Genomic DNA, 24,362 nt, shown 5'->3' with positions numbered 1-24,362 from the left:
TCCGCGGCCGTCACCGCGCTTGCGCGGCCGAGAAGCCGGCCGGGACGACCGGCTCCCCACCACGGCCCGCCGACCGGTAGGCCGCCTCGATCAGCGCCGTTGTGGTGACGACCTCCCGCATCGGCCGGTCCCAGCCGGTGCCCGCGGCGACCAGACCGGCGAAGTCGGCGAACATGCCGCCGAACCACTCCTGGTGGGTCTGATCCCGGCTCGGCGGGGCCAGGTCGGTCCGCTCCACCCCGTGCGCCGTACGCACCTCGGCCACCCCGTCGTGCACGTCAGCGGTACCACCTGGACCGCTGAGCAGGTAACGGTTGGAACGGGTGCCGCTGACCCAGCTCAGATCGATCTCACAGGTCCCACCACCGTTGAACTCCAGGTTCAGGCGGGCGGCCAGGTCCATCCCGCTTGCCGCGTCACCGTCCGCCCACTGCGCGAGGCAGGAGACCGTACGCGGTGCCTCGCCGAAGAGCTGGGTGGCCATGTACGCGCAGTGCGTCCCGTGGTCGAGCATGATCCCGCCCTGTGCCACCGCGACGTCCCGTCGCCAGTCCGGTTGCCACCCGGGGACCCCGCGGGCATGCGAGTCGCGGGCGATCTGGAACCGGGCCCGCAACGGGCCGCCGAGCCGCCCGCCGGTGACCGCGCCGGTGAGCACCCGCATCATCGGCGAGAACCCGTAGTTGTGCGCGGGATAGAGCAGCCGGCCACGTTCCCGGGCCAGGTTGATCAGGTCGAGGGCTTCGTCGGTACGCACCGCGACCGGCTTCTCGCAGATCACGTGCAGCCCAGCGGTGAGTGCTTCTCGTTCCAGCTCGACATGGCGGTTCGGCGGGGCGCAGATGTCGACCGCATCCACCGGCTGGGCGGCGAGCAGCTCGGCCAGCGTCGCGTAGGTGACCACGCCGGGGTCGAGCCGCAGAGCCCGGGCCCGCCGCTCCGGCGACGGGTCGAGCACCGCGACGACCCGGCCGGCGGCGACCGTACGGTAGGCGTGCAGCCGGCCCTCCCCCGCGGTGCCGAACCCGATGATGGCGATCCTCATGCCGATTCCTCCTCGAGGTGCTGCGGTGCCACGCCGTCGACCAGCACGCCGCGGATGATCTCGACGGCCTGCTCGGCCAGCTCCGCGTCCACGTTCAGTGGCGGGTAGAGACGCAGCGTGGTGCCGCCCGTCATCACCAGCACCCCGGCGTCGAGCAGCGTCAGGAAGGTCTCCCGGAAGGTGCCCTTGTCCAGCGGCCGGCGGGACTGCTTGTCGGCGACCAACTCGATGCCGATCGCGAACCCGGCGCCCCGGACGTCACCGACCAGCGGAGACTCGTCGACAAGCGGTTCGAGGGCGGCCAGCATCTCGGTGCCGAGCTTGCCCACCCGGCTGGGCAGGTCCTCGTCGACAAGGACGTCGGTGGTGGTGGCGACAGCCCGGCAGGCCAGCGGGAACGCGCCGAAGCTGGACGAGCTCGCGCTCGGGTCGGAGAACGGGGCGGCGGCCATCAACTCCGCGGTGGAGATCACCCCGGTGACCGGGTATCCGGCGCCCATCCCCTTGCCGACCGTGACGATGTCCGGCACCACCTCGTCGCGCATGAAGGCAAACGGCTCACCGGTACGACCGAAACCGGTCATCATCTCATCGACGATCAGCAGCGCGTCGAACTCGGCGGCGACCGAGGCCAGCGCGTTCAGGTAGCCCGGCGGCGGCACCACGTTCCCGGACCGGCCCTGCACCGGTTCGACGACGAGAGCCGCCAGCGCACCGGTGGAGTTCTCCTTGATGGTGTCCCGCACCGTCTCCACACAGGCGTAGCCGCAGCTCGGGAACGTCATCTTGAGCGGGCAGTGGTAGCAGTTGGCGTAGGGGGCGCTGAAGTAGCCCGAGGGCAGCGGCCCGAGACCGGCCCGCGCCCCCGCGGTGAGCGCCAGGCTGCCCAGTGTCTTGCCGTGGAAGCCACCCCAGAACGACAGGAACTCATGTTTGCCGGTGACCGATTTGGCCAGCCGCAGCGCCGCTTCCACCGCCTCGGTGCCGCCGCTGTAGAGCTGAATCCGGTCCAGCGGCGGCGGCAGGAACTCGCGCAGTGCCTCAGCCATCGCCCGGCGACCGGCCGAGCCGAACGCCCCGGCCGGCGCGGTGGCCAGCTCCGCGGTGAGCGCGGCAATCAGGCGGGGGTTGGCGTGTCCGATGGAATTGACCCCGCCGGCACCCTGGAAGTCGATGATCTCGTTGCCGTCCACATCGACCAGGACCGCGCCGGAGGCGGACTCGACGCACAATTGCGACCAGAGCATGACGGCCTGCAGACCGGGTCCGATCACTTCCTGCTCAGCGGCCCAGTGCTGAGCACCACGCGGCCGGTCGGGCGAACGTCCGAACCGTCGGCCGTCGCCTGAACTTTCTGCCATCGTTCCGCCTCTCGAGTGCGGCCGATCCCCCGGTCCCGTCGACCGCCGACCGCTTGCGCCAATGCTCGGGATCCGGCGGCCGCACCGGGAGCCTCGATCGGCCACGACGAATGGGTATGCCCGGACGGCTGGCACGTCCGGGCAGCGTGGCGCCGTGAGGACGCGGTTAGCGTGGCGCCGTGACCAGCACCGTGCAGCACCTCATCGACGTGGCGGCGCAGTCCGCTGTGGACGCCGGCCGCCAGATCCGCCACCGGTTCCGCGGCCCGATCGGGACGTCCACGAAGCAGGCGGCCCACGACGTGGTGACCACGGTCGACCTCGCCGCGGAGGAGTTGATCCGGGCTGCGTTGCACGGCGCTGCTCCGCACTCGTCGGTGGTGGGCGAGGAGGGCGGCGCCACGATCGGGGCGGGCGATCCGGTGTGGCTCGTCGACCCGATCGACGGCACGTACAACTTCGTCCGGGGCATCCCGTTCTTCTGCGTGTCGATCGGCCTGCGGATCGCGGGCCGGACCGTGGGTGGCTGTGTCTACGACCCGATACACGAGGAGTTGTTCACCGCGGCGGACGGCCGCGCGTGGCTGAACGGCACACCGCTGCCCACGCGGACGTCCGAGTCGCCGGTACCACCGCTGGTGCTGTGCGACATCCCGAACGCCGGTGGGCCGCCGGCCGCCGCCGAGACCGACCTGCTGGCCGCGCTGCTGACCGCCGCCGCGGACGTGCGACGGCTCGGTTCGTCGGCGCTGGCACTGGCGTACGTCGCGGCCGGCCGCGCCGACCTGGCTGCCAACGCGGACGTCTACGACTGGGACACCGCCGCCGGCCGGGCACTGGTCACCGCAACCGGCGGCGGTTACCTGAGCCACCCCGACCCACTGCCCACCCTGCGACGGGGCAGCTTCGTCGCGTGGGCCCCGGCGTACGAGGCTCTCGGCCGCTCGGTCGGCGAGGTCCTGCACCGTGACCATTTCGAGGAGACCGTGTGATGCACGGGCGTTTTCTGTTCATGGGCGGCATGCACCGCAGCGGCACCACCCTGCTGGCCGCACTGGTCGGCACGAATCCGCGGGTGGCCGGGTTCCGGCAGACCGGCGCGCCGATGGACGAGGGCCAGTACCTGCAGACCGTCTGCCCCTACGACGAGCAGCACGGCGGTCCGGGGCGGTTCGCGTACGCACCCGGGGCGCACATGACCGAGCACCACGAGCTGGCCACCCCCGCCACCGCCCGGCTGCTGCGCGAGCAGTGGGGCCGCTACCTGGACCCCGGCCGCCCGGTGCTGCTGGAGAAGTCGCCGCCCAACCTGTTGCGCTTCCGCTTCTTTCAGCGGCTGTTCCCCGGTTCCCGATTCGTGCTGGTCACCCGGCATCCGCTGGGGGTGGCGATGAGCACCCGGAAGTGGACGCCGGCGCTGACCGTGCGGCAACTCGTCGAGCACTGGCTGCACGCCCACGACCTGGCCCGGGCCGACGCCACACACCTGGACGCGTTGCTGACCGTCCGCTACGAGGACCTGATGACGGAACCGGACCGGACGCTGGAGACCATCGCCACCTTCGCCGGCATTCCGCCCACCTTCGACGTCGGTGACCTGGACCAGGACACGAACACCCGGTACCTGCGGGCCTGGCGGCAGGGCCCGGGGGCCGACGACGACCTCGCCGACCTCGCCGAGCGGGTCGAGCGGTACGGCTACCGGCTGCCCGCGTTCGCCTGAACCCGCTCCACCGAGAGGAGAAACGGATGCCCCGGCTGCTCATCGTGCACGGCACCGGCGGACCGCAGCGTAGCGACGACTCGGTCCGCCGGGAGTGGATCAGCTCCATCCAGGACGGTCTGGTGCTGGCCGGTCACCCGGCCGTGGCACCGGACGCCACCCTGGTCAACCTCGACGCGCCGGACCGCGTACCGGTCCTCGGCGACAGCGATCCGGCCGCCGATCTCGCGCTGCTGCGGCGTTGCTGGCAGGCCGCCACCTTCGACACCGAGCCCGGTACGCAGCCCGCCGACGAGGATGCGCTGGCTGCGCGGCTGGCCTGGTCCCGATACTTCTGCGGCCTGACGGCCGAGGAACTGACCGGCACCCTGCGACAGGTCCGCGCCTTCGCCACCGGCCCCGCGGCCGCGCATCCGGCGGTCGACGACGTACGCGCGGCGCTCACCCCGGACACCGAGATCGTGATCGGCCACTGCCTGGGCGGGGTAGCTGCGGCGCTGGCCCTGGCCGGCACCGGTGCCGCAGTTCCGGCGCTGATCACCCTGGGCTCCCCGCACCCCCCGGCCGGGGAGTGGCCCACGTCCGGCCCGGTCACCTGGGTGGACGTCACCGACGTGCAGGACACCCTGGTGCTGGCGGCCAGGAGCGGTCCGGCCGGCATCACCGGAAAGGTGTCACTGGACTGCGACCCGCGACTGCGTGGCGCTCGCAACTATCTGGCCTCACCGGAGTTCGGCAAGGTGCTCGGCAGCCTGCTGGAGACCTGTCACGCCCGATGAGCCCCGGGGAGCGTGTCCGGAACGAGACACGGTCCTGGATGGGGCGTACCGTCGTCGGATTCGATGATTCGTGTGACTCCGAGTGAGAGGAGCGCGGTCATGACCGCGACGATCGTCGAACACCGTCCGCACCGCGAGTCGGCAAGCCTCCGCATCGCACTGGTAATGATCAACGACATCCTGCGGGACGGCCTCAGCGTGGCGCTCCGCGGTCTCGCCCTGACCACGTCCGTCCGTGCCTACCGCTCGATGCCGGAGCTGCTGACCGAGGCCGTCGACGAGCGGCCGGACGTGCTCGTCGTCAACGCGGCCGACGGCGTGGCGGGCATCGCAACCGCCGCACTGGTCGCACCGGGCAGCAAGATCGTCATGCTGATCCACGACGCCCGTGCCGCCGAGGCGGTGCTGGCCGACGGGGTGGTGGTGGACGGCTTCCTGCTCCAACAGGATCTGTCCGGTCGCACGCTGGAGAACGCGCTACGGGCCATCATGACCGGTGAGGTACCGATGCCCGCGGTCCTGGCACAACAGCTGCTGGCCCGGGCCGGCATCCGGCGTACGCCATCGTCGATGGCGCGCATCACGCTGACGCCGCGTGAGCACGAGACGCTGTTGCTGCTGGTGGAGGGGCTGAGCAACAAACAGATCGCCCGGCGCCTCAAGATCTCCGACCACGGGGCGAAGCGGCTGGTCGCTGGAGTGCTGCTCAAGCTCGGCTGCACCAACCGGACCTCGGCGGTGGTCACCGCCATCCGCTCCGGCCTGGTGGAGTGCGCATAGGGCGCCGGTGGACGAGTGCGGAAACCACGAAGGTGGCGGCGCCCGAGCGGTGCCGCCACCTTCGTGGTTCTCTCAGACCGTCTGCGGTACCGCAGGTTGCTCGTAGAGGCCGTGCACGGCCAACTGGATGCCGAGCTCGAGCCGGCTGCGGGCCCCGACCATCTGCATGATCTGCGTGACTTGCCGCTGCACGGTACGGGTGGACACCGCCAGCGCCCGCGCGACCACGTCGTCGGTGGCCCCGCCGGCCAGCCGCCGCAGCACGTCACGCTGCAGCGAGTTGAGCCTGCCGTGCAGGTCGCGCTGGTCCGCCCGAGCCTCGGACCAGTGGTGATGGAAGATCGTCACCAGCGTCTGCACCGCGGTGGGCGAGCGGATCGCCAGCGGTGACATGTCCCCGCCCCGTGACACGATCGCCAGGTTGCGGTCCAGCACAACCATCAGGGTCGGCGAGTGCTTGCCGCTCCGCACGTCGGCCCGGACCCCCAGGAGGGCCTGCAGCCGGGCACCCCGGTCCAGCAGTGTCTCTCCGGCCACCACCGCGCGCACCCGGGCGGAGCCGAGCCATCCGGCCCTGGGCTGCCGGATCCGGCCCGGCTCCGGTCCGGACAACAGAGCGCAGTTGGCCGGGATCAGCGCGAGGACCTCGTCCCGCGCGGATCTGATCAGCCGTGTCGCCAGGCGCCAGCCCGCACCCTCGGCCTCGATGACCTTCGGCTCCGGTTCCATAGCCCCGTCCAGCATGATCTCTCCCCCGTGTTTTGCCGTCGTGTCGCACGTACACCGGCCCGCACCAAGCGGACAGTGATGGAAACGTAGCGATCGGCAGCCTTCGCGGGTACCGGGGAATCCCTGCCTCATGACGCCGGTTTTTCACCGCCGCCCGCGCTACCCGCTTCGGTCGACGGAGCTGTTGGACCGCAGATACATGAGCACCGCCCGCACCCGCCGGTGCACGCCCTCCGTGGCGTCGATCTGCAGCCGCTCCAGGATGCTCGTCACGTACGACTCGATGGTCTTGCTGCTCAGGTGCAGGCGGTCGGCGATCGCCCGGTTGGTCAGCCCCTGCGCCATCAGTGCGAGCACCTCCTGTTCCCGAACGGTCAGGCGGTCGATCCGGCCACCCCTCCGGCGCAGGGCCATCAGCTCCTCGACCAGAGCCGGATCGATGACCGCTCCGCCGTTCGCCACCTCGCGCAACGCGGCAACCACCTGCTCGACGTCGAGGATGCGCTCCTTGAGCAGGTATCCGACGCCGCCCCCACCCGAGTTGACGATCGCCAGCGCGTACTCCGTCTCGATGTGCATGGAGAGGACCAGCACCGCGATCCCCGGGTAATCCCGCCGGATCCGCTCAGCGGCGACCAGACCCTCGGTGGTGTAGGTCGGTGGCATCCGGATGTCGACGATCACCGCGTCCGGCCGGTGTGCGGCCACCGCGTCCAGCAGCTCGCGGGCGTCGTTCACCGAGGCGAGCACGGTCATCGCGGCCTGCCGCAGGAGAGCTGACAAGCCCTCCCGGATCAGCACCGCATCGTCCGCTATGACGATCCGCACGGGATCACCGTCCGCAACGTCGTACCGATCCCGGGCCGGCTCTCCAGCTCGATCCGGCCACCGAGCGCCTCGGCGCGGCGGCTGAGATGGTGCAGGCCGCCCTCACCGGTGAGGATCCGGGGCGAGCCGGAGCCGTCGTCGCACACCTCCAGGTGCAGGCAGTGCTGTTCCTTGCGCATCCGGATCACCACCGTCGAGGCGCCGCCGTGCCGAACCGCGTTGGTCAACGCCTCCGCCACGATGAAATAGGCGACCTCCGCCACCGCACGCGGAACCAGGCGGGGCCGCCCCTCGATCCGCACCGTCACCGGCGTGTTGGCGGTCAGCACGGCCAGCGCCTCGTGCAGTTCACGCCGGCTCAGAGCGGGCGGCCGCAGTCCCCGGCTCAGCAACCGCAGCTCGGTCAGCGCCATGGCCAGCTCCGTGGCCGCCGTGTCCAGGTGGAAGTCGGCCTCGGCGGTGCCCCGCGCGGCCTTGCGCGCCATCTGTACCAGCAGCGTCGCGTTGATCAACCGCAGCTGCGCACCGTCGTGCAGGTCCCGTTCGATCTCGCTGCGCGCCCGGCTGCGGCCGTTCTGCGCCTCCTGCTCATACCGGCGTTCCCAGAGTTCGGCATCGGCCTGCCAGCCCCGCGCGTTGGCGAGCAGGGCCAGCGGTGGGATCAGGATCTGCAGGATCACCCCGGCCGCGTTGCCCACCAGCCAGGCCGCCTGCGTCGGAACGGTCAGCACCGGCACCAACGCGGCGGCACTCACCTGGAGACAGAGGAGCACGCCCGGCAGCGCGACGATCCGCTGCGTGCGCTGCCACCGCCGGATCAGCTGGACGGCGAGCCAGATCGCCACCACCGAGACCACCAGCCGTGCGGCAAGCGGAAGGTACGGCTCGGCGGCCCAGCCCGGCGAGGGGAGGCAGGCCAGGCACGGGTCGATCGGGCTGGACGGCGCGAGCTGGCCGTCGACGATCAGCACCGGCAGGCCGCCGAGCGCGACCGTCAACAGAAGGCGGTCCGACCGGGTACGCGTACGGCGGTGCGGCTGGGTGACCAGGATGACCACCAGAAGCGTCCAGATCAGCGGATGCGCGGCGGCGGCGATGCCGGTGCCCGTCACGCCGTGCAGCGGCCCGATGCTCCGCGCCAGCCAGATCATGGCGACCGCGAGGAACAGCGCGCCGGCCAGGAGGTTGGCGGCCGACCCGATCAGGATCATCCCGGCAGTGCCGTAGGAACCGACGAGAACCAGAGCGGTGGCGGCGAAGAGCGTGATCTCCGGATCACCGGACTGGATCACCCGCACCGCGGCGACCAGGCTCACACCCAACATCACACAGATCAGCAGTGCCACAGCAAAGCGCCGCAGTGCTTGACGCGCGTAGAGCCGGCTGACTCTGCCGTGCATCGGAAGCCACACCAATCGTTCCCCCCGTAGTCGGTGGCCGATGGGAGCTGACCGCTGGACGGTGATGGAACCGACAAGCGTTCACTCGGTGGTCGCGACGCGACTTCCGAAGACGATCAGTCCGTCCGGATCGGCCTCCGCTATCGACAGCAATATATAGCACTCCCGATTAATCAGGTCTGCTAATTGCATAGGAGTTTTCGCAAAACTGGTCATTGCTGACTTACGGTCGTCGCGCTCACTCAAGCACGCGAACCGGACAGTTCATTCTCCCCATTGACTGTATGACCTATCAGTTTAGAAGGTAATTCTGTCCTATTCGGATCTGCGGGCCGACAGCCGCCAGCATCCGCCCTGCTCCCACCACATGGCGTCGCGTCTCTCCGCATAGACCACCGCGTCGAGCCCCAGGCCACCCCATCAGCCGGTACCGCGCCGGTGCGGTACCGAAGCCGTCCGGTTCAACACCCGCCCCCGCATCGGAAACTGGGCCAATCCGCGCCAATGACGGCATCCCCGGCCCCCTCGTCGCCCACGACTCAGCACCCGCGAAGTCGATGGAAAAACCGCCGGGAACCCTGCCCACTTGCGCATTACGGCACTCCGGCAAACCGCTGGTTATCGCTACCGCCCCGGCTCACGGGCAGCGGTACAGAAAAACAGCTGCATAAGCAATCCCTAATGCCGACATGCACATACTTCCGAACCGGACGGCACAAATGCTCCCGAGCCGCAGGGGCAGCAACCTGAAGGACCTGCTCGCCGGCGGCCCCGACGGCGACTACTGCTACCCCACGCTGCGCGCGGCGGCCTCCCACATCACGGGGACGACAGCGCCAGCGCCCGGACGGCTCCGTCGGGACGCGCATGGACCGGGGTCGCGGGCCGGCCGCTCCCGCTGCGGACGACAAGGCGATCCTGAACTACGTTTCCGCAGTTCAGGACCGCCTCTGGTCTGGTGTTCCCGAGGGATTCGAACCCCCACCTACTGCTCCGAAGCGGCCGCCGGCACCGGGTGGTGCAGAGATGCCCGGCGCTGCCGACCGTGTCCGGCCAGGCGTTCGCCCGACCGCGACCATCGCTACCGGCCGCCGAAGATCCCGCCGAACTGGGAGGTGAAGCTGCTCAAGTTGACGCTGCCGCCACCGTTGTAGTTACCCGCGCCGATCTGGGTGTTGCCGACGTTGTTCAGCACGATCTGGTTGGTCACGGAGATCTGCACCAGGTTCTGAAGGTTCAAGCCGCCGCCCCGAGGTGCGAACTGCTGACTCTGCCGGTACGGGGCGAACGACCGGCCTTGGTTGCTCGGGCCCTGATGCGAGTAGCTGCAGCAGTTCCTCGCCGAAGCACTGGGCGCGGCGCTCGCGGGGCCCGCGAGTGCCAGGCTCGCGCCTGCGGCGATCATCAGGCCAGCCGGGTAGAGAACCGTACGACGCATGATTTTTCCTTCCAAACCCCGCGATGCGAAAGCAGCGGTGGGTGAGCCCTGATACCAGACCATTACATCTATGTCTTAAAACACATTCGGGATGAAGCTCTCAGAAGTTGCCCCGCACTCGGCCGGCCGGTGGCTCGCACCAGCGTGACCGCGACCGCGACGGCTTGATAGATGTCCGGAGCGGGTCACGCGCACCGACCATCTCCGTCGTGTCTGGACACTCGAACCGGTCCGGCGACGGCACTTGCACGAGTTCGTGCCCGAACCGCGACCGGCCAGGTGATGCCTGACCGGTCGCGTTCCGACTACCAGCCGTTGCTGATGCCACCGAACTGGGAGGTGTAGTTGCTCGATCCGGCGCTGCCGCCGCCGTTGAAGTTGACCAGACCGAGCTGCGGGTTTCCGACGTTGTTCAGCGTCGTCTGGTTGGAGTAGTTGCTCTGGCCCAGGTACTGGTAGTTGGAGGACGAGTAGGACGGGTACGACGGGTAGCTGCAGCAGAACGAGGCCGTCGTGCTGGGCGCCGCGGCGGCGGGCCCGGCAAAGAGGAGGCTCGCGCCTCCGGCGATCATCAGGCCGGCGGTGTAAAGGACAGAACGACGCATGAGATTCCTTTCAAAGTGGCGGCTTGGAAGCACCGCCGAACACGATTCTGGGCCAACAACCTGCATAAACGCCACATTTACGGACATTTGGGAGAAAGTTGACCCGCCAGTGGGACGTGAGGACCGCAACCGCATGCTCACATTCCACCTCTCGTGGAAGACACGCCCGCGGCCCAGCGGGAGCACCCTGAGGCCCCGGCCAGCCCGCGATTTCTCACGCCTGGCGAGCTGGTGCGGCGCCTGCCGCGAACATCCCGACCGGCCGGGCCATCACCCTCGCCGGGAGGCCGTGGCAGCCCCGCGACCTCTACGGCCACCTATGTCCGGGCGCCTTTCGGCCATCGAGGACTGTCGCGCCGACACGACTCCCGACGGGCGCCGCGATCCGGCCACGTGTACGCCGGGAGGCCACGGGGCCGAGGAGCCGATACGCGGAGCGGGCGCTTCACCGGGAACGCCGGGGGTCCACAGTGGGCCGTCGAGCGTCGGCCGGCTCAACCGTACGTACGATAAATGTCCTAATCGGTCTGACGCCCACGTCGTCGCCTTGCGCCGGACCGGTTTTCCTCCCGCCGGAGATCCATGACCGTCAGCACCGATCGGCCGGTCGGATCACCAGGGCTGCGGGTTCTCGCAGGAGATCAGGGTGTCGGCGGGCTTCCTGATGCAGGTGTCGTCGTCGGCGCCACCGGAGAGGGTGTTGACCCCGTAGCCGGTGTGCAGGATGTCGTTGCCGGCCTCGCCGTAGATCTTGTTGTCGCCGTCCCCGCCGTCGAGCAGGTCGTTGCCGGACCCGCCGAGGATGACGTCGCCGCCGCCGAAACCGTCGATCTCGTTGGCGGCCGCGTTGCCGACCAGGCGGTCGTTGCCGGCGCCGCCCATCAGGATCTCGATGTCGGAACCGACGGTGTCGTGCTCACCGGCAGCCCCGTCATCCCTGGACGCGCCGTCCAGGTCCACGCTGACCGGCTTGGTGTAGCCCGAGTAGTTGACGGAGTCCCGCCCCGAACCGCCGAGGAGGATGTCCGCGCCGGCGTCGCCGGAGAAGACGTCGTTGCCGGCGCCGCCCTCGACACGGTCCGCCCCGTTGGAGCCGTGGAGGAAGTCGTTGCCGTTGCCGCCGTACAAGCGGTCGTTGCCGTCGCCGCTGAGGAGGGTGTCGTTGCCGTTGCCGCCGAGGAGGGTGTCGTTGCCCGAGCGGTCGGGAGTGTCGATGCAGTCGCCGTCGCCGTACAACTGGTCGTTGCCGTCACCGGCGGAGACGTAGTCGGAGCCCTCGCCGGCATCGATCACGTCGTTGCCGCCGCCGCCGTAGATCTTGTCGTTGCCGGGCGACATGTCGCACACGTCGTCGCCGTTGAGAACGTCTCTCTTGGGGCCGCCGACGATCTTGTCGCTGCCGGAGCCACCCGTGGCGTTCATCCTCAGGTCGCTCTTGTTGACGACCGAGTCGTTGCGGTCGTACGTCTTGACGACGATCACGGTGGGCGTTTTCGTGGTCGTGCAGCGGACCCTGGTCTTGTCGCCCTTGACCTGCTTGCATCCCTTGCCGGGCCGGATGGCAACCCGGTCGTCGATGGTCACGGTGCGCCCGGACCGGGTGATGACGACCTTGTTCTGGGCCTTGTAGTCGGCGGCGAAGGAGACCTTCGTGGCGCCCGCTGTCGCGTAGCCCCAGCTTGCCGCGGCGGCTGGGCTGGCGACCGATCCGGCGGCGATGACGGTGAGAACGACGAGGCCGGCCCGCAGCGGGCCGAGCTGGTATGGCATCGAGAGCGCTCCCGGTAGGCGATTGCGCCGCAGTCTAGATGGCAAAGGATCTATGAGCGACCCCGCCCGCAGTGACCGCGACAGACAGTCCATCAAGGATTCCGGGAGTGCGGGGTGACCACGCACCGACGTGGTCTCGACAACCCCCTGCGATCAGGACTACGCCGAATCAAAGCCCGCCGAGCGGAAAGCGGCATGGTCCAGCAGACGGCTGGCCTCGCCCGGCTCATCCTGCTCAGCCGAAGGCGAGCCGGTGCGCTCGCGGGGTCGTGCCGCGCTTGCCGGCGAAGTGGTGCCGCAGCGTGTCCGCGCTGCCGAAGCCCGCCCGGGCCGCCACCGCATCCACCGTCAGATCGCTGCTCTCCAGCAACAACTCCGCACGCTGCAGCCGCTGCTCCAGCAGCCAACGATGGGGTGTCGTGCCGGTGGTTGCGCGGAAGTGCCGGGCGAAACTGCGCCCCGACATGCTGGCCCGCGCCGCCAGCCGGTCGACGGTCAGCGGCTGGTCCAGGTGCAGCAGCGCCCAGTCGAGCACCTCGGCGAGGCCGGCCGGCTGCGGCGGGAGCGGGCGTTCGACGTACTGCGCCTGGCCGCCCTCGCGGTGGGCCGGCACCACCATCCGCCGGGCGACCGCGTTGGCCGTTTCGGTGCCGTGCAGGCGGCGGACCAGGTGCAGGCTCGCGTCGATCCCGGCGGCCGCTCCGGCGCTGGTGATGATGTCGCCCTCGTCGACGTAGAGCACGTCCTCGGCGATGACGACGTCGGGATGGCGCTGGCGCAACAGGGCGGTGGCCTGCCAGTGGGTGGTCGCCCGGCGGCCGCTGAGCAGCCCGGCTCCGGCCAGTGCGAACGCGCCGGTGCAGATCGCCAGCAGGGTCGCCCCGTTGCGGTGCGCCGCGCGCAGGGCCTCGGCCAGCGCCGGTGTCAGGTCGGCGTCCTCGTCGGGCCAGGCCGGGATCGCCACCACGTCGGCGGCGACGACGCGGTCCAGCCCGTACGGCACGTGGACGTCGAAGCCGGACGTGGTCGGGACCGGGCCGGGGTGTTCACCGCAGACCGCGAAGTCGTAGGCGGGCAGGCCCTCGGCGCTGCGGTCCAGCCCGAACACCTGGGCGAGGATGCCGAGCTCGAACGCGGCGGCGCGACGGCCGACGACGGCAGCCACCCGTACGGTTGGCGGGATGTTCCGGGACCCTGGCATTCCTGCCACTATGGCACGCCGCGCGCGTCGACCAGGGTGAAGGCATGAACCTCACGAACTCCGCACTCGTCGCCTCCCCACCGGCCACCGGCGTCCAGCGCTGGGCCGGCGCTCCGACCGCGGTCCTGGACTCCGACGGGTCGGTGCTCCTGGCGTACCGGAAAAGGGGTGACGGTGACACGCTCGTCCTGGCCCGCTCCCGCGACGGCGTCGCGTTCCACACGATCGCGGAACTCAGCGCGGCTCGGCTCGGTGCCGACGCGGTCGAACGCGCCGCGCTCGTCTTCACCGGCGCGGTCTGGCGGCTCTACGTCTCGTTCGCTCCGCGCGGTGGCGGGCCGTGGCGGATCGGTCTGCTCGAGGCAGCGGCGCCGGAGCACTTCATGCCCGGACCGCTGCGGAAGATCGACTTCGGCGGCCCGCTGGAGACCGTCAAGGATCCGATCGTTCACCGTACGACGCGGGGCTGGTCCGCCTGGATCTGCGTGCACCCGCTGGACGTGCCCGGCGCCGACGACCGGATGTTCACCACGCACTGGACCTCGCCGGACGGGCTGACCTGGACGTCGCACGGGGTGGTGCTCGCCGCCCGCGAAGGTCACTGGGACGCCCGGGGCGCGCGCCTGACCTGCGTCCTGCCGGACGGGTCGGGCTATTACGACGGGCGGCGCAACCGGGCGGAGAACTGGTTCGAACGCTGTGGCCGCTTCGTTCCGGACGGCGCCGGGCCGGGTCTGACCGCGGTCGGCACGGAGCCGGTGGCGGACGTGCGCTACCTCGACATCCTGACCCTGCCGAACGGCGACCGGCGGGCCTACTTCGAGGCGCGCCGCCCCGACGGGGCACACGAACTGCGCACCACGCTGCTCACCTGACGGCCAGCTGGTGGCCCCAGGTCAGACGCAGCGCCGGGATCGTCCAGTGTTCCCGGACCGGGCGGAGCCGTTGCCGGGCCGCCCGGTGCACGGCGGCGGCGGCTTCCGCACGCATCCGGTCGCGGTCCGTGACGGCGGTCCGGATGTCGTGCCAGGCGGCCCGTTCCACGACGGTGGCCTGCTGGTGACACCGCTGCCGATGCTCCGCGACCGCTCGGAGCAGAACGAGTTCCTGCTCCACCGGGTGCAGCCGCGGGTCCCAGCCACCCCGGCCGGCCAGCGCGGCGGCGAGCGCGGTGGTCGGCAGGTCACCGCGCTGCACCGCGTCACGCACGGTCCGGTGCAGGAACCGCTCCCGCTCCGCGTACTCGGTCGGGGTCCGCGCGGACCAGGGCGCGGTGAACGCCGCCGCGGCACGGGCCCGGACCACGTCCTGCTCCGCGGCCTGCCAGGTCAGCCAGGTGTCCCCGGCGTGCTGCCCGGACTCGCGCCAGAGCTCCTGGCGGTACCGGACCGCCTCGTCCGCCCGTACCGCCGAGGCCCGGACCTGATCGGCGAACCGCACCGCCGCGGCGGCCTCGCGCCGAGCCTGCTCCCGCGCCTCGAGGTGACACCGCAGCACATCCACGACCGCCATCACCAGCTGCCCCGGCCGGTGCACGGCCTGCGGGCTCGCCAGCAGCATCGCCGCGGGGAACGCCGCCACCATCAACATCATCCAGACGATCACCGGGGTCATCGAGTCGGCCAGCAGCAGCTGCGGCACAAAGTTCACCGTCGAAATTCCTAACAGAAGATGCGAAAAAAGGGGGGCGGCCGACTCACGGCCGTCAAAAAAGCTTTGTGGTACGACGGAAGCGCGCTCAGGCGGCAGTGACCGGCGGCGCACGAGAGCCACCGACCGAAGCGGTGTTCTGCGCCGTCAAAACCCGCGCACGATCGGCGACCACCACGGCGGTCACGGTGTCGCTCACCCGCTCAGCGGGGCGACTGCGCCACAACCCGGCGACAGCCCGCAGAATCGCGACAAGAACGGGCAGGCAGCGGCTGAACACACCGCGCACCACGTCCTTGATCACGTCGTACACGGTACGCAGCGGCGATCACCCCACCCCGCCGACGCGCGCAGCCCCACCGGGTGATCTACGACTGGCCGGCCCGGATGTAGGCGTTGCTGCGTTTCACCGCGTACATCTGGGTGTCGGCGTGTGCCAGCAGCGCCTCCGCCTCGGCCGGGCCGTTGCCGAGAGCGACGCCGATGCTCGCGCCGATGCGTACCCGATGATCCTGAAGGTCGAAAGGTCTCCGCATGTCGGCCATGAGCCGGGCGGCCCGCTCGTGCACCGCGGCCGTGTCGATGTCGCCGGTGAGTGCGGCGGCGAATTCGTCGCCGCCGATCCTGGCCAGCACGTCCGACGGGCGAAGGCCGGCCGCGAGCCGGGTGGCGGCGGCGATCAGCAGCTCGTCCCCGGTGGCGTGGCCGTAGGTGTCGTTCACCGCTTTGAAGCCGTCCAGATCGATGAAGAACACGGCCACCGGCGCGTTCGGTGACACCGCGGCGAGCGAGCGCAACAGTTCCGGGCGGTTGGGCAGTCCGGTGAGGGCGTCATGGGCCGCGGCGTGCGCCAGCCGGTCCTGGTGCGCGCGCCGCTCGCTGACGTCGCGCTGGTTCGACACGATGCCCTGGACCGCGGCGTCGTCGAACGCGTTGCGCAGGGTTACCTCATGCCAGCGCCAGGTCCCGTCGTGGTGACGGGAGCGCAACTCCAACCGTGTCTGGCTGTTCGCCCCGGCGGACGTGACCTCGGCCAGCGCGGTCCGGGCCCGGTGCTGATCGTCCGGGTGGAAGAGGTCGAGGTAGTCGGAGTTCAGGAGATCGCCGGCGGCCCAGCCACTCACCTGCAGCACGGCGTCGCTGATGTGGGTGAGCCGGCCGCCGGCGTCGATGATGACCACCACGTCGGAGGAGTTCCGGACGAGCGCGCGATAGCGCTCCTCGGCCCGTTGCACGGCGAGCGCGGCCTGCTCGCCGCGGGCCGCGCTCAGGCCCAGGTTGCTGAGGCCGAAGATCGACATGACCAGGCTCAGCGCGGCCGCGACGTGGGAGTACTCGGGCAGGATCACGGATCCGGCCAGACCCAGCTGGACGGCCGTCTCGCTGACCACCGTCGCCATCGCGGTGATCAACGCGGCGGGACGCCAGGTGCGGGAGCCGGACCAGCCGATGTGCACCACGGCGATCAACATGGCGCAGGCCGGGAGGAGGAAGCCCCACCCGGCCACGAGCAGCGTCGTTCCGATCAAGGTGGTCGCGTAGCTCAGCCGGAGGACCGGGCGGGTGTGCGCGTGTCCCCCGCCCACCCGGCGCTGCCAGTTCTCGTCCCCGCTGGCCCCGAAGAGCGTGCCCAGCGCCGCGATCAGCAGCGGCGATCCGAGAACCGCGCCGTGCCGGTGCGCCCAGACCATCAAGGCGTAGATCACGGCGAAGAGCAGGGGAATGCCGAACAGCAGCGGAACGACGTTCGTCGTGGTGCGCGCACCCAGCCCCCGCGTCTGCTCTCCCGCCTTCGCAGGCATGACACGCTCCTGTCACCTCGCCGGTCCCAAGGTGATCAGGCATCCGCTGCGGAACCCTAGGGGTGTTGCCGACAAGTGGATTCGGACGTCCGGGGCGCGATCTGAGGAGTACCGGCCAGTTGACCCCGCCTCACCACCAGGCGGCCGCGGTCAGGATGCGTTCCAGGGCCGTGCCGGCCGCCTCGGCGAGCGCGGACAGCAGCGCGGTCTGCTCGGCGGTGGCACGGTGCGGAACCGCCCAATACGCGCCGATCGCTCCGAGTGGCGCGGATTTCCGGATGGGTACCATCACCAGGCTCCGCACGAAGGTGGGCCGATAGGCCAGCTGGGGAATCCGTTCGTCGATCCGGATGTCCGGGATCACCGCGGCGCACCGGTTCATCATCGCCCAGCCGCTTATGCACTCCGAGACCGGAAACCGCTGTCCCCGCCACAACGGGCTGATCGCGTCCTCATCGGCATAAAAGCACTGGTCGCCGTCGAGCAGCACGATCGTGGCGCCGTGCGAATCGGCGAGCGCACGGGCACACGTTCGCACCAGTTGCTGCACCCGCCGCAGGGTGTTCACCCCCACCAGTTCCTGAACCGTTTCGTCGAGCAACATCGTCTTGGACCGCATGTCTTGCCTTCCGACTTTCCACAGCGGGCGCCCGGTCTAGTGAGGCGGCAGAACGGCGGGCCGGCCCGCTCGCCGGATTCCCCGTGAAGCCGGCGAGGCGTGATGCTTCGCGGCGTTGTTCCGGTACATGACCTTCGGCTGCGGCGCGTCCGGTTCCGACCGGCGCGCAGGAGGGTCGACGGCCGTGCGGTCGGTGCGGTGCCCGCTCAACATCTCTACTGTCCGATCCTGATCGGCTCGAACCGGCACCGCGTGCCCCTCCGACACGGCATGCACCACGGCGGCCGGAGGCGGTGCGGGCCGGTCGACCGGCCGCGGAAGATCAAGATCAAGATCCTTTTCGGTACGGCGGAGACGGGCCGCGGCCGCACGCCACACGAACAGCAGGATCGCCGCCGCGTGCAGGACGGCGAGACTGCGGGCGACACCGGTCGACCAACCGGGCAGGACGACGGCGCGGCCGAGCAGCCAGTAGCCGATCAGGGCGAGTGCCGGGATGCCCGCGAACGCGAGCCACCGGCTGGTTGCGGTGCTCCGCAGCGGCGGGCGTCGCACAGGCGTGATATCGATGACCATGCTCCTCAGAGGCGATCGGCGGCTAGCCTACGTAGCCGCCTAAGTAAGAACCGTAACCGTGTTTGGCTCTTTCGGTAATCGCTCGCCCGGGGGGGTCCTCCGAAATCTGCCCGCCCGGTGGACGCCAGCGCGCCGCCTCGCATCGACGATGCGGGACGGCGCGCGTTCAGCCGAGCAGGCGTGGTCTATCGCCAGGTGCCCTGCTTGCGGGCGGTGCGGATGAAGTAGTAGGCGGCGGCCCCGCCGACCAGCACCGCCCAGATGCTCGCCTCGGGGCCGAAGCCGCCACCGCTGAAGAACGCCGGGCCGTGCGGCGTGCCACTGAACAGACCGCCGACCGTGGTGTCAGAACCGGAGACGGTGGCGCCGAAGATGCCCGACTCGGCGAAGTTCCAGCCCAGGTGGATACCGATCGGCAGCCACAGGCTCCGGGTGGCGACGTACGCGGCGCCGGCCAGCAGACCGCCCTCGATGGCGATCGCCAGTGCACCCCAGAAGGCGGTGGGGTCGTTGATCAGGTGCAGGCCGCCGAAGATCAGCGCGGAGACGGCCAGCGCGATCGTGCTCCCCCAACGCTCCTCGACGATGCGGAACAGCACGCCGCGGAAGAGGAGCTCCTCGATGGTGGCGACGCCGAGCATCATCCCGAACGTGGCGATCATGTCCCCGAACGAGCCGCCGTGCAGCCGGTAGCCGTTGCACATGAAGATCAGTGCCAGCGTGGCGCAGAACAGACCGATACCGATCAGCGTGCCGCGAATCAGTTGCGGTCGCATCGTGGTGCGGTCGATCTCCGGCGTACGGCGTTCCTCGAGCCAGGAGACCAACTTCGCATAGGCGAACAGCACGATCGCCATGACCGCCACCCCGGCGAGAAGACCGGTGACCGGGTTCTTCGCGGCGGTGGTCAGCAGCGGCGTGAAGAGCGCCTCGAACACCACAAAAACGACGAGCAGGAACGCCAGGCGGGCACCGAGCGGGCGCAACCAGCGGGGCGGACCGGAACGGACGGGCGAGGCCGGCGCGGTCTCGTTGCTCATCGTCATCTCCTCTGTGAGCTGCGGGAACGTCCCGCTTCAACGAGGAGAACACTATGGATTTCCGCCGCCGCGGTAGTCACCCCGAGGTAAGCAATCGGCATCCCCCGGCCGGGGGATGCCTCGTGCAGATCGCCGGTGACGGCCCGGCCTGCGCTGGTGCGCCGGCCCCGCGCTGAAGCGCGCCGAGCGGGGCCGCACCTGTGACATCCACGCGGTCCCCCGCGGTCGGCTGACCCCGGCCTGCCCCGCCGTCAGCTGCGGATGAGGGAGGTGGGTGCGGGTCATGAGAGGATTTGGGCATGGGAAATCAGCGTGTGACCGGCAGCATCGATACGCGGGTCTCCCTCGCCAAGGATCAGAAGACCGCTCCGACGACGCTTTTTGAGCTTGCCTCCGACCCCTCGGCTCTGGTTCGGGCGGCTGTCGCCGCGCGGCCGGACGCTCCGGCCGAGGCGCTGCGGCCGCTCGCACGCGACCGGGACCGGAACGTGCGGGAAGTGGTCGCGAAGAACCCCGCCTCCTCGCAGGGGAACCTGCTGCGCCTGCTCGGTGACGCGGACCGGTGGGTGCGCTGGGCGGTCGCGGCCAACCCGTCGGTGGACGCCCGGATCCGCCACGTCATGGCGAACGCTCAGGACAAGGAACTCCGTGGCCTGGCCGCCGAGATGACCCTGCTCGAGCCCGACCTGGCGGCGCTCCTGATCAAGGACGCCTCTCCCGAGGTCCGTGAGCGGCTGGCCAGCCACACCACGGATCCGGACGTCATCGTGGCGCTGCTGCGGGACCGGACCGTACGCGTACGAAAAGGTCTTGCGGTCAATCGGTGGACCAGCGCCGAACAACGGCATCAGCTGGCGCAGGACTCCTCGCCCGACGTGCGCGCCGTGCTGGTGCGGGCGCTGGAGCTGGCCGAGGAGGATCTTCAGGACCTGCTCGACGACCGGTCGGTGGACGTGCGGCGCTCGATGGCCACCTCCTCGGTCGTTCCGGAGCACATCCGGCAGGAGTTGGAGAACGACGCCGACGAGTCGGTGGCCGAGGACGCCCGGCGGTACCGCGGCGAGTCGAAGCCGGCACAGGACAAGCCGGCACAGAACAAGCCGGCACCGGAGACGGCTGCCACCCCGCGGGCCGGACACCGCAGGGCGGTCAGCACGCGCTTCCCGGGCAAGCCCACCCGCTAGGGCGGGCCACTCACGGTCGCCGCCCGCGAGGAGCGGCGACCGAAGTCGGGTCAGCGTTCGCAGTTGACCTTGACGTCCAGCTTCTTCGCGAGGCACTGGTCGCCGCCGGCGCCGTTGGCACCGCCGTCGAGCCGGTCGGCCGCGTTGGCGCCCTCGTCGGCACCCTGCAGGACGTCGTCGCCGGCGTCGCCGTACAGCTTGTCGCGGCCGGTCCCGCCCTCCAGGCTGTCGTCGCCGGACCCGCCGTGGATGGTGTCGTTACCGCCCCGGCCGCCCGCGATGTTGTTGGCGGCGTTGTTGCCGGTGAGCCGGTCGCTCTTCGAACCGCCGTAGAGGTTCTCGACGTCGGCGCCGACGGTGTCGTGCTCGCCGGACTGGCCGTCGTCACGGCTCGCGCCGTCCAGGTCGACGGTGAGCGGCGCGTCGCTGGTGCTGTAGTCCACGGCGTCGATGCCGGGACCGCCCAACAGGACGTCCGCCGCCACACACGGTCCGATCGCGCTGCCCATGTAGCAGTCGTCGCCCTGGAGCGTGTCCTCGCCGTAACCGCCGTCGAGGCGGTCCCGGCCCGGTCCGCCGAAGAGGATGTCGGACCCGAAGTCGCCATAGAGCTGGTCGTTGCCGGCTTCGCCCCAGATCGTGTCGCCGCCGCTGTCACCGTGCAGGATGTCGTTCCCGGAGTACTTGCTCCCCGCGTCCATCACGACGTCGTCGCCGTCACCGCCGTGGACGAGGTCGTTGCCTTCGGAGCCGTCGAGGTTGTCGTTGCCACCCTGGCCGTAGAGCTTGTCGGCCCCCATGCCACCGCGGATGTAGTCGCCGCGCGATCCGCCGTAGACCCGGTCGTTGCCGGTGCCGCTGTCCGCGCTCATCCGTACGTCGGTGTTGTCGACGATCGAGTCGTTGCGGTCGTAGGTGTAGACGCGGACCCGGGTCGGCGCCTTCCCGGTGGTGCAGCGGACCTTCGACGAGTTGACCTTCTTGCAGCCCTTGCCCGCCTTGACCGCGACCACGTCGTCGATCGTGACGGTGTTCCCGAGCCGGGTGATCACGACTTTGTTCTGCTTGCCGGTCGCCGCCTTGTACTGCACCTTCGTGCCCCCGTAGACGGAGGCGACACCGGCCGCGGCGGCTTGCGCCGGGCCGGCCAGCAGGCCGACGGCACAGGTCGTGGTGAGTAGTGCCAGGCCGGCGAGCGCCGGCCGGATGATGCGTGCCATGGATCCTCCCCAGGGATCCGGCGGTCTCTATGCCGCGCGGTGGCGACATCATAGGACGGTACGGTTACGGCCCGCCGCGATAGGGTGCTGGAATGTCAGCCGGGACGCACACTGTGGACACTCGTGACGGCATCGCCCAAGGGGTGATCGTGATGACCGTGTTCAGCCTGGCCTGGGTCGTCCTGGCGGCCACCGCCGCGCCGTCCACAGCGGCCGCGATCGGACTGGCGGTGCTGGGCGTGGCGGTCACCGCCGCAGTGGCGGTCACCGGGCTGCGACTGGCCACCCGGTCAGCGGCCCGCGGCACCACCCGCCGGGCCTCGGCGAGTTCGCGGACGGTGTTCGGCCTGGTCAACATCGGTCAGACGGTGCTCATTCTGGTCGCGGTGTTCGGTTTGACGAAGGCGGGTCACCCCGGCCTGATCCCGGCCGCGGTCTGCTTCGTGGTGGGGTTGCACTTCCTCCCGCTGGCCCGGGTCTTCGACGTCCGCACCTATTGGCTCACCGGTGCCTTGTTGGTCGCGGTCGCCGCGGTGGGTGCGATCTTCTTTGCGTACGACGCGGACGCCGCCCTGGTGCGCGCGGTGGTCGGCCTCCCGGCAGCCGTCACCCTGTGGGTCACCTCGCTGCTTGTCGCCCGGCGGGGCTGAAGCCGGAGAATCGGGGCGGCGGGATGACAACCGGACGATCGCCCGGTCCCGTCTGAGGTGTGATGACCCGACGGAAGGGTGACACCATGAGCGATGGCACCGATGCGGAGTACATCGAGTACGTGACAGCGCGAATACCCGCGCTGCGCCGGCTCGCGTACCTGCTCGCCGGCGACGAGCACCGCGCCGACGACCTCGTTCAGCAGACCATCACCACGCTGTATGTGAAGTGGCGGCGGGCGAGTGCCGCCAGCAACCTCGACGCGTACGTGCGCACCATGCTGGTCCGTACCTATGTCGACGAGCGCCGGCTGGCGTGGGCCCGGGTCCGGCTGTTCCGGCAGGCACCGGAGCCGCCACCGGTGGAGCACGGCGGTGTCGAGGAACGCCAGGTGGTCCGGGCGGCGCTGCTCCGGCTGCCACGCCGGCAGCAGGCCGTGCTGGTGCTCCGGTTCTTCTACGACCTGTCGGTCGACGACGTCGCCGCGTCGCTCGGCTGTTCCACCGGCACGGTCAAGAGTCACACCTCTCGCGGGCTGGCCACGCTGCGCCGCCTGCTCGGCGAACGCGAACTGGCCGCCACCAGCTGAAGCCCGGCCGGGCGGGACCCTTTGCCGCCGAGCTCAGCCCACCAGAACCGATGCGATCGAGGAGCAGTCATGCCGTCCGATTTCGATCTTCTGCGCCCTCTCGACACCGAGCCCGGCGCGCCCTCCACCGTGGATGTCCAGCGGGCGATCCTCGACGCGCGCCGCCGGAAGGTGCGCCGGAGCGCCGCCTACTCCGGTGCCGCCGCCCTGACCGTGGTCGCGGTCGCCGGCGTCTCGGTGGCCGGCGGGATGTTCCACCGGAGCCCGCCCAGCAGCACCGCCGGCCCGAAGGCGAGCACCTCCGCGACGGCCAAGCCGAAACCGAAACCCGCCTACACGATCCCCGGCACACCCGGCTGGACCGCGCCGGCCGCGACCGCGCCGACCAGTTGCACGGTGGAGCAGCTGCCCCTCCCGGGCGGCGCGCCGCAGGCCCTGGTCGGCGGGGCCGACCCGAACGGGACCTATTTCGTCGGTCGGTCCTACCCGAAGGGCGGCGGGTACCAGGCGGTCCTCTGGCACGACGGCAAGGCCACGACGGTGCCGCTGCCCGGTGACTCCGAGGAGCAGCTGACCGACGTCAACACCACGGGCACCGCGGTGGGCTGGAGCTATCACGGGAACGCGGCGCTCCCCTACGCCTTCAAGAACGGCAAGGTGTACCCGCTGGCCGGGGTGAAGGCCGGTTCGGCGTACGCGATCAACGACGCCGGCGCGATCGTCGGCGACGACGACACCCACGCGCTGCTCTGGACGTCGGTGACGGCGAAAGCGATCCGGCTGCCCCTGCCGGCCGGGGCGAAAACGGCCACCGCGCGCGACATCGACGAGGACGGCACGGTGGTCGGCACGATCGACAACGCCACGCCGTACGTGTGGCTCGCGGACGGCACCCACCACGCGCTGAAGATCCCCGACCTGGGCACCGGGAAGAAGGCCGAGGCCCGGGTCTTCCAGGTTCGCGGCGGCTGGGCGACCGGGATGGCGAACGAGCCCCTGGCCGGGCGTGGCCAGGCGGCGCCCGGCGACGGCCAGGCGGTCCTCTGGAACCTGCGGACCGGGACGGTCGCCCAGCAGGCGGGCCTCGACATGTACGCGGACGGGGTGAACGCGCAGGGCTGGCAGGTCGGTGTCGGCACCCAGGGGCGGGCCGTGCTGCTCGCCGGCGGCGCCACGGTGACGCTGCCGGGGATCGCCGACCGTCCGGCGGGCCAGCTGCACGAGATCCCCAAGACGCTCAGCGACGACGGCCGGGTGATCAGCGGCCAGTCCGACGACGAGAGCGACGTGATCAAGGCAGTCGTCTGGCGCTGCAAATAGAGCGGACCGCAGTCAAGGCGCGCTGTCAGTAACGGGGGGAAGGGGCCGGTCC

At 70.4% G+C, this 24,362-nt stretch carries 25 protein-coding genes; 9 read left to right on the top strand and 16 right to left on the bottom strand.

The window, feature by feature from the left end:
• Positions 1-10: 10 nt before the first annotated feature.
• Entirely contained in the window at positions 11-1,045 is a 1,035-nt protein-coding gene (locus ADL15_RS17455; RefSeq protein WP_067691708.1) for a Gfo/Idh/MocA family protein, read from the bottom strand.
• On the bottom strand, positions 1,042-2,319 hold the full coding sequence (locus tag ADL15_RS17450; protein ID WP_198170842.1) for an aspartate aminotransferase family protein: 1,278 nt from the start codon (positions 2,317-2,319) through the stop codon (positions 1,042-1,044). The genes ADL15_RS17455 and ADL15_RS17450 overlap by 4 nt, the downstream gene beginning before the upstream one ends.
• Positions 2,320-2,585: 266 nt before the next feature.
• Here ADL15_RS17450 and ADL15_RS17445 point away from each other — a divergent pair, with 266 nt between their 5' ends.
• From ADL15_RS17445 to ADL15_RS17430, 4 genes are all read left to right on the top strand, one after another.
• Positions 2,586-3,398 (top strand): inositol monophosphatase family protein, encoded by an 813-nt coding sequence (locus ADL15_RS17445; protein ID WP_067691694.1) that lies wholly within the window; start codon positions 2,586-2,588, stop codon positions 3,396-3,398.
• Complete coding sequence (locus ADL15_RS17440; protein WP_067691693.1) at positions 3,398-4,129, top strand: sulfotransferase family protein; 732 nt, start codon at positions 3,398-3,400, stop codon at positions 4,127-4,129. Before ADL15_RS17445 ends, ADL15_RS17440 begins: the two co-directional genes overlap by 1 nt.
• A gap of 26 nt (positions 4,130-4,155) precedes the next feature.
• The gene (locus tag ADL15_RS17435; protein WP_067691692.1) at positions 4,156-4,908 is read left to right on the top strand and encodes a hypothetical protein; all 753 of its coding nucleotides are present in this window, start codon (positions 4,156-4,158) and stop codon (positions 4,906-4,908) included.
• Between the two features lie 99 nt (positions 4,909-5,007).
• The gene (locus ADL15_RS17430; protein WP_067691691.1) at positions 5,008-5,688 is read left to right on the top strand and encodes a response regulator transcription factor; all 681 of its coding nucleotides are present in this window, start codon (positions 5,008-5,010) and stop codon (positions 5,686-5,688) included.
• 72 nt (positions 5,689-5,760) lie between these two features.
• On the opposite strand, the gene ADL15_RS17425 is transcribed toward ADL15_RS17430, so the two are convergent.
• From ADL15_RS17425 to ADL15_RS17400, 7 genes are all read right to left on the bottom strand, one after another.
• Positions 5,761-6,432 carry a helix-turn-helix transcriptional regulator gene (locus ADL15_RS17425; protein WP_198170840.1) on the bottom strand — a complete coding sequence of 224 codons (672 nt, stop codon included), beginning with the start codon at positions 6,430-6,432 and terminating at the stop codon, positions 5,761-5,763.
• 144 nt (positions 6,433-6,576) lie between these two features.
• Positions 6,577-7,245 carry a response regulator transcription factor gene (locus ADL15_RS17420; protein WP_067691689.1) on the bottom strand — a complete coding sequence of 223 codons (669 nt, stop codon included), beginning with the start codon at positions 7,243-7,245 and terminating at the stop codon, positions 6,577-6,579.
• Positions 7,230-8,561: a sensor histidine kinase gene (locus ADL15_RS17415; RefSeq protein WP_198170838.1), complete on the bottom strand. Its 1,332-nt coding sequence runs from the start codon at positions 8,559-8,561 to the stop codon at positions 7,230-7,232. Before ADL15_RS17415 ends, ADL15_RS17420 begins: the two co-directional genes overlap by 16 nt.
• A gap of 1,165 nt (positions 8,562-9,726) precedes the next feature.
• Positions 9,727-10,083 carry a hypothetical protein gene (locus ADL15_RS53005; protein WP_157441428.1) on the bottom strand — a complete coding sequence of 119 codons (357 nt, stop codon included), beginning with the start codon at positions 10,081-10,083 and terminating at the stop codon, positions 9,727-9,729.
• Between the two features lie 305 nt (positions 10,084-10,388).
• Positions 10,389-10,688: a hypothetical protein gene (locus ADL15_RS17410; RefSeq protein WP_067691684.1), complete on the bottom strand. Its 300-nt coding sequence runs from the start codon at positions 10,686-10,688 to the stop codon at positions 10,389-10,391.
• A gap of 612 nt (positions 10,689-11,300) precedes the next feature.
• Positions 11,301-12,458 carry a calcium-binding protein gene (locus tag ADL15_RS17405; protein WP_067691679.1) on the bottom strand — a complete coding sequence of 386 codons (1,158 nt, stop codon included), beginning with the start codon at positions 12,456-12,458 and terminating at the stop codon, positions 11,301-11,303.
• A gap of 235 nt (positions 12,459-12,693) precedes the next feature.
• Positions 12,694-13,659 carry a helix-turn-helix domain-containing protein gene (locus ADL15_RS17400; protein ID WP_083971365.1) on the bottom strand — a complete coding sequence of 322 codons (966 nt, stop codon included), beginning with the start codon at positions 13,657-13,659 and terminating at the stop codon, positions 12,694-12,696.
• A 44-nt stretch (positions 13,660-13,703) separates the two neighbouring features.
• Between ADL15_RS17400 and ADL15_RS17395 the strand changes: the two genes are divergently transcribed.
• Positions 13,704-14,534, top strand: a complete 831-nt coding sequence (locus ADL15_RS17395; protein ID WP_067691672.1) for a hypothetical protein — start codon at positions 13,704-13,706, stop codon at positions 14,532-14,534.
• Here ADL15_RS17395 and ADL15_RS17390 read toward each other — a convergent pair.
• From ADL15_RS17390 to ADL15_RS17365, 6 genes are all read right to left on the bottom strand, one after another.
• The gene (locus ADL15_RS17390) at positions 14,527-15,309 is read right to left on the bottom strand and encodes a hypothetical protein (protein ID WP_157441427.1); all 783 of its coding nucleotides are present in this window, start codon (positions 15,307-15,309) and stop codon (positions 14,527-14,529) included. The genes ADL15_RS17395 and ADL15_RS17390 overlap by 8 nt on opposite strands.
• A gap of 88 nt (positions 15,310-15,397) precedes the next feature.
• Positions 15,398-15,613, bottom strand: coding sequence for a hypothetical protein (locus ADL15_RS17385; protein WP_157441426.1), 216 nt, complete (start codon positions 15,611-15,613; stop codon positions 15,398-15,400).
• A 64-nt stretch (positions 15,614-15,677) separates the two neighbouring features.
• Positions 15,678-17,111, bottom strand: a complete 1,434-nt coding sequence (locus tag ADL15_RS17380) for a GGDEF domain-containing protein (RefSeq protein ID WP_067691663.1) — start codon at positions 17,109-17,111, stop codon at positions 15,678-15,680.
• A gap of 130 nt (positions 17,112-17,241) precedes the next feature.
• A complete protein-coding gene (locus tag ADL15_RS17375) occupies positions 17,242-17,730 on the bottom strand; it encodes a GAF domain-containing protein (RefSeq protein WP_067691661.1) in 489 nt (162 codons plus the stop codon).
• Between the two features lie 36 nt (positions 17,731-17,766).
• Positions 17,767-18,285, bottom strand: a complete 519-nt coding sequence (locus ADL15_RS17370; RefSeq protein WP_067691658.1) for a hypothetical protein — start codon at positions 18,283-18,285, stop codon at positions 17,767-17,769.
• A 206-nt stretch (positions 18,286-18,491) separates the two neighbouring features.
• Positions 18,492-19,346, bottom strand: coding sequence for a CPBP family intramembrane glutamic endopeptidase (locus tag ADL15_RS17365; protein ID WP_067691799.1), 855 nt, complete (start codon positions 19,344-19,346; stop codon positions 18,492-18,494).
• A 299-nt stretch (positions 19,347-19,645) separates the two neighbouring features.
• On the opposite strand from ADL15_RS17365, the gene ADL15_RS17360 reads away from it, so the two are divergent.
• Complete coding sequence (locus ADL15_RS17360; protein WP_083971364.1) at positions 19,646-20,530, top strand: hypothetical protein; 885 nt, start codon at positions 19,646-19,648, stop codon at positions 20,528-20,530.
• A 50-nt stretch (positions 20,531-20,580) separates the two neighbouring features.
• Here the strand turns inward: ADL15_RS17360 and ADL15_RS17355 are convergent, their stop codons facing one another.
• Entirely contained in the window at positions 20,581-21,750 is a 1,170-nt protein-coding gene (locus ADL15_RS17355) for a calcium-binding protein (RefSeq protein WP_067691653.1), read from the bottom strand.
• A gap of 92 nt (positions 21,751-21,842) precedes the next feature.
• Between ADL15_RS17355 and ADL15_RS17350 the strand changes: the two genes are divergently transcribed.
• The 3 genes from ADL15_RS17350 to ADL15_RS17340 all read left to right on the top strand — a co-directional run bounded on the left by ADL15_RS17350 (position 21,843) and on the right by ADL15_RS17340 (position 24,310).
• A complete protein-coding gene (locus ADL15_RS17350; RefSeq protein ID WP_198170837.1) occupies positions 21,843-22,400 on the top strand; it encodes a hypothetical protein in 558 nt (185 codons plus the stop codon).
• 86 nt (positions 22,401-22,486) lie between these two features.
• Entirely contained in the window at positions 22,487-22,990 is a 504-nt protein-coding gene (locus tag ADL15_RS17345; RefSeq protein WP_067691793.1) for a SigE family RNA polymerase sigma factor, read from the top strand.
• Between the two features lie 69 nt (positions 22,991-23,059).
• Entirely contained in the window at positions 23,060-24,310 is a 1,251-nt protein-coding gene (locus ADL15_RS17340; RefSeq protein WP_067691650.1) for a hypothetical protein, read from the top strand.
• Positions 24,311-24,362: the final 52 nt, after the last annotated feature.

Origin of the sequence: Actinoplanes awajinensis subsp. mycoplanecinus, from assembly GCF_001509495.1 — a bacterium.
GTDB lineage: Bacteria > Actinomycetota > Actinomycetes > Mycobacteriales > Micromonosporaceae > Actinoplanes > Actinoplanes palleronii.
The sequence above is the reverse complement of the archived record's forward strand: the minus strand, read 5'-3'. Positions and strand labels throughout refer to the sequence as shown.

Excerpts from the sequence above, each read along its gene's own strand:
- ADL15_RS17455 (WP_067691708.1), bottom strand. The coding sequence starts at position 1,045 with ATGAGGATCGCCATCATCGGGTTCGGCACCGCGGGGGAGGGCCGGCTG.
- ADL15_RS17440 (WP_067691693.1), top strand. The coding sequence starts at position 3,398 with ATGCACGGGCGTTTTCTGTTCATGGGCGGCATGCACCGCAGCGGCACC.
- ADL15_RS17435 (WP_067691692.1), top strand. The coding sequence starts at position 4,156 with ATGCCCCGGCTGCTCATCGTGCACGGCACCGGCGGACCGCAGCGTAGC.
- ADL15_RS17430 (WP_067691691.1), top strand. The coding sequence starts at position 5,008 with ATGACCGCGACGATCGTCGAACACCGTCCGCACCGCGAGTCGGCAAGC.
- ADL15_RS17425 (WP_198170840.1), bottom strand. The coding sequence starts at position 6,432 with ATGCTGGACGGGGCTATGGAACCGGAGCCGAAGGTCATCGAGGCCGAG.
- ADL15_RS53005 (WP_157441428.1), bottom strand. The coding sequence starts at position 10,083 with ATGCGTCGTACGGTTCTCTACCCGGCTGGCCTGATGATCGCCGCAGGC.
- ADL15_RS17410 (WP_067691684.1), bottom strand. The coding sequence starts at position 10,688 with ATGCGTCGTTCTGTCCTTTACACCGCCGGCCTGATGATCGCCGGAGGC.
- ADL15_RS17405 (WP_067691679.1), bottom strand. The coding sequence starts at position 12,458 with ATGCCATACCAGCTCGGCCCGCTGCGGGCCGGCCTCGTCGTTCTCACC.
- ADL15_RS17400 (WP_083971365.1), bottom strand. The coding sequence starts at position 13,659 with ATGCCAGGGTCCCGGAACATCCCGCCAACCGTACGGGTGGCTGCCGTC.
- ADL15_RS17395 (WP_067691672.1), top strand. The coding sequence starts at position 13,704 with ATGAACCTCACGAACTCCGCACTCGTCGCCTCCCCACCGGCCACCGGC.
- ADL15_RS17380 (WP_067691663.1), bottom strand. The coding sequence starts at position 17,111 with ATGCCTGCGAAGGCGGGAGAGCAGACGCGGGGGCTGGGTGCGCGCACC.
- ADL15_RS17375 (WP_067691661.1), bottom strand. The coding sequence starts at position 17,730 with ATGCGGTCCAAGACGATGTTGCTCGACGAAACGGTTCAGGAACTGGTG.
- ADL15_RS17365 (WP_067691799.1), bottom strand. The coding sequence starts at position 19,346 with ATGAGCAACGAGACCGCGCCGGCCTCGCCCGTCCGTTCCGGTCCGCCC.
- ADL15_RS17360 (WP_083971364.1), top strand. The coding sequence starts at position 19,646 with ATGGGAAATCAGCGTGTGACCGGCAGCATCGATACGCGGGTCTCCCTC.
- ADL15_RS17355 (WP_067691653.1), bottom strand. The coding sequence starts at position 21,750 with ATGGCACGCATCATCCGGCCGGCGCTCGCCGGCCTGGCACTACTCACC.
- ADL15_RS17350 (WP_198170837.1), top strand. The coding sequence starts at position 21,843 with ATGTCAGCCGGGACGCACACTGTGGACACTCGTGACGGCATCGCCCAA.
- ADL15_RS17345 (WP_067691793.1), top strand. The coding sequence starts at position 22,487 with ATGAGCGATGGCACCGATGCGGAGTACATCGAGTACGTGACAGCGCGA.
- ADL15_RS17340 (WP_067691650.1), top strand. The coding sequence starts at position 23,060 with ATGCCGTCCGATTTCGATCTTCTGCGCCCTCTCGACACCGAGCCCGGC.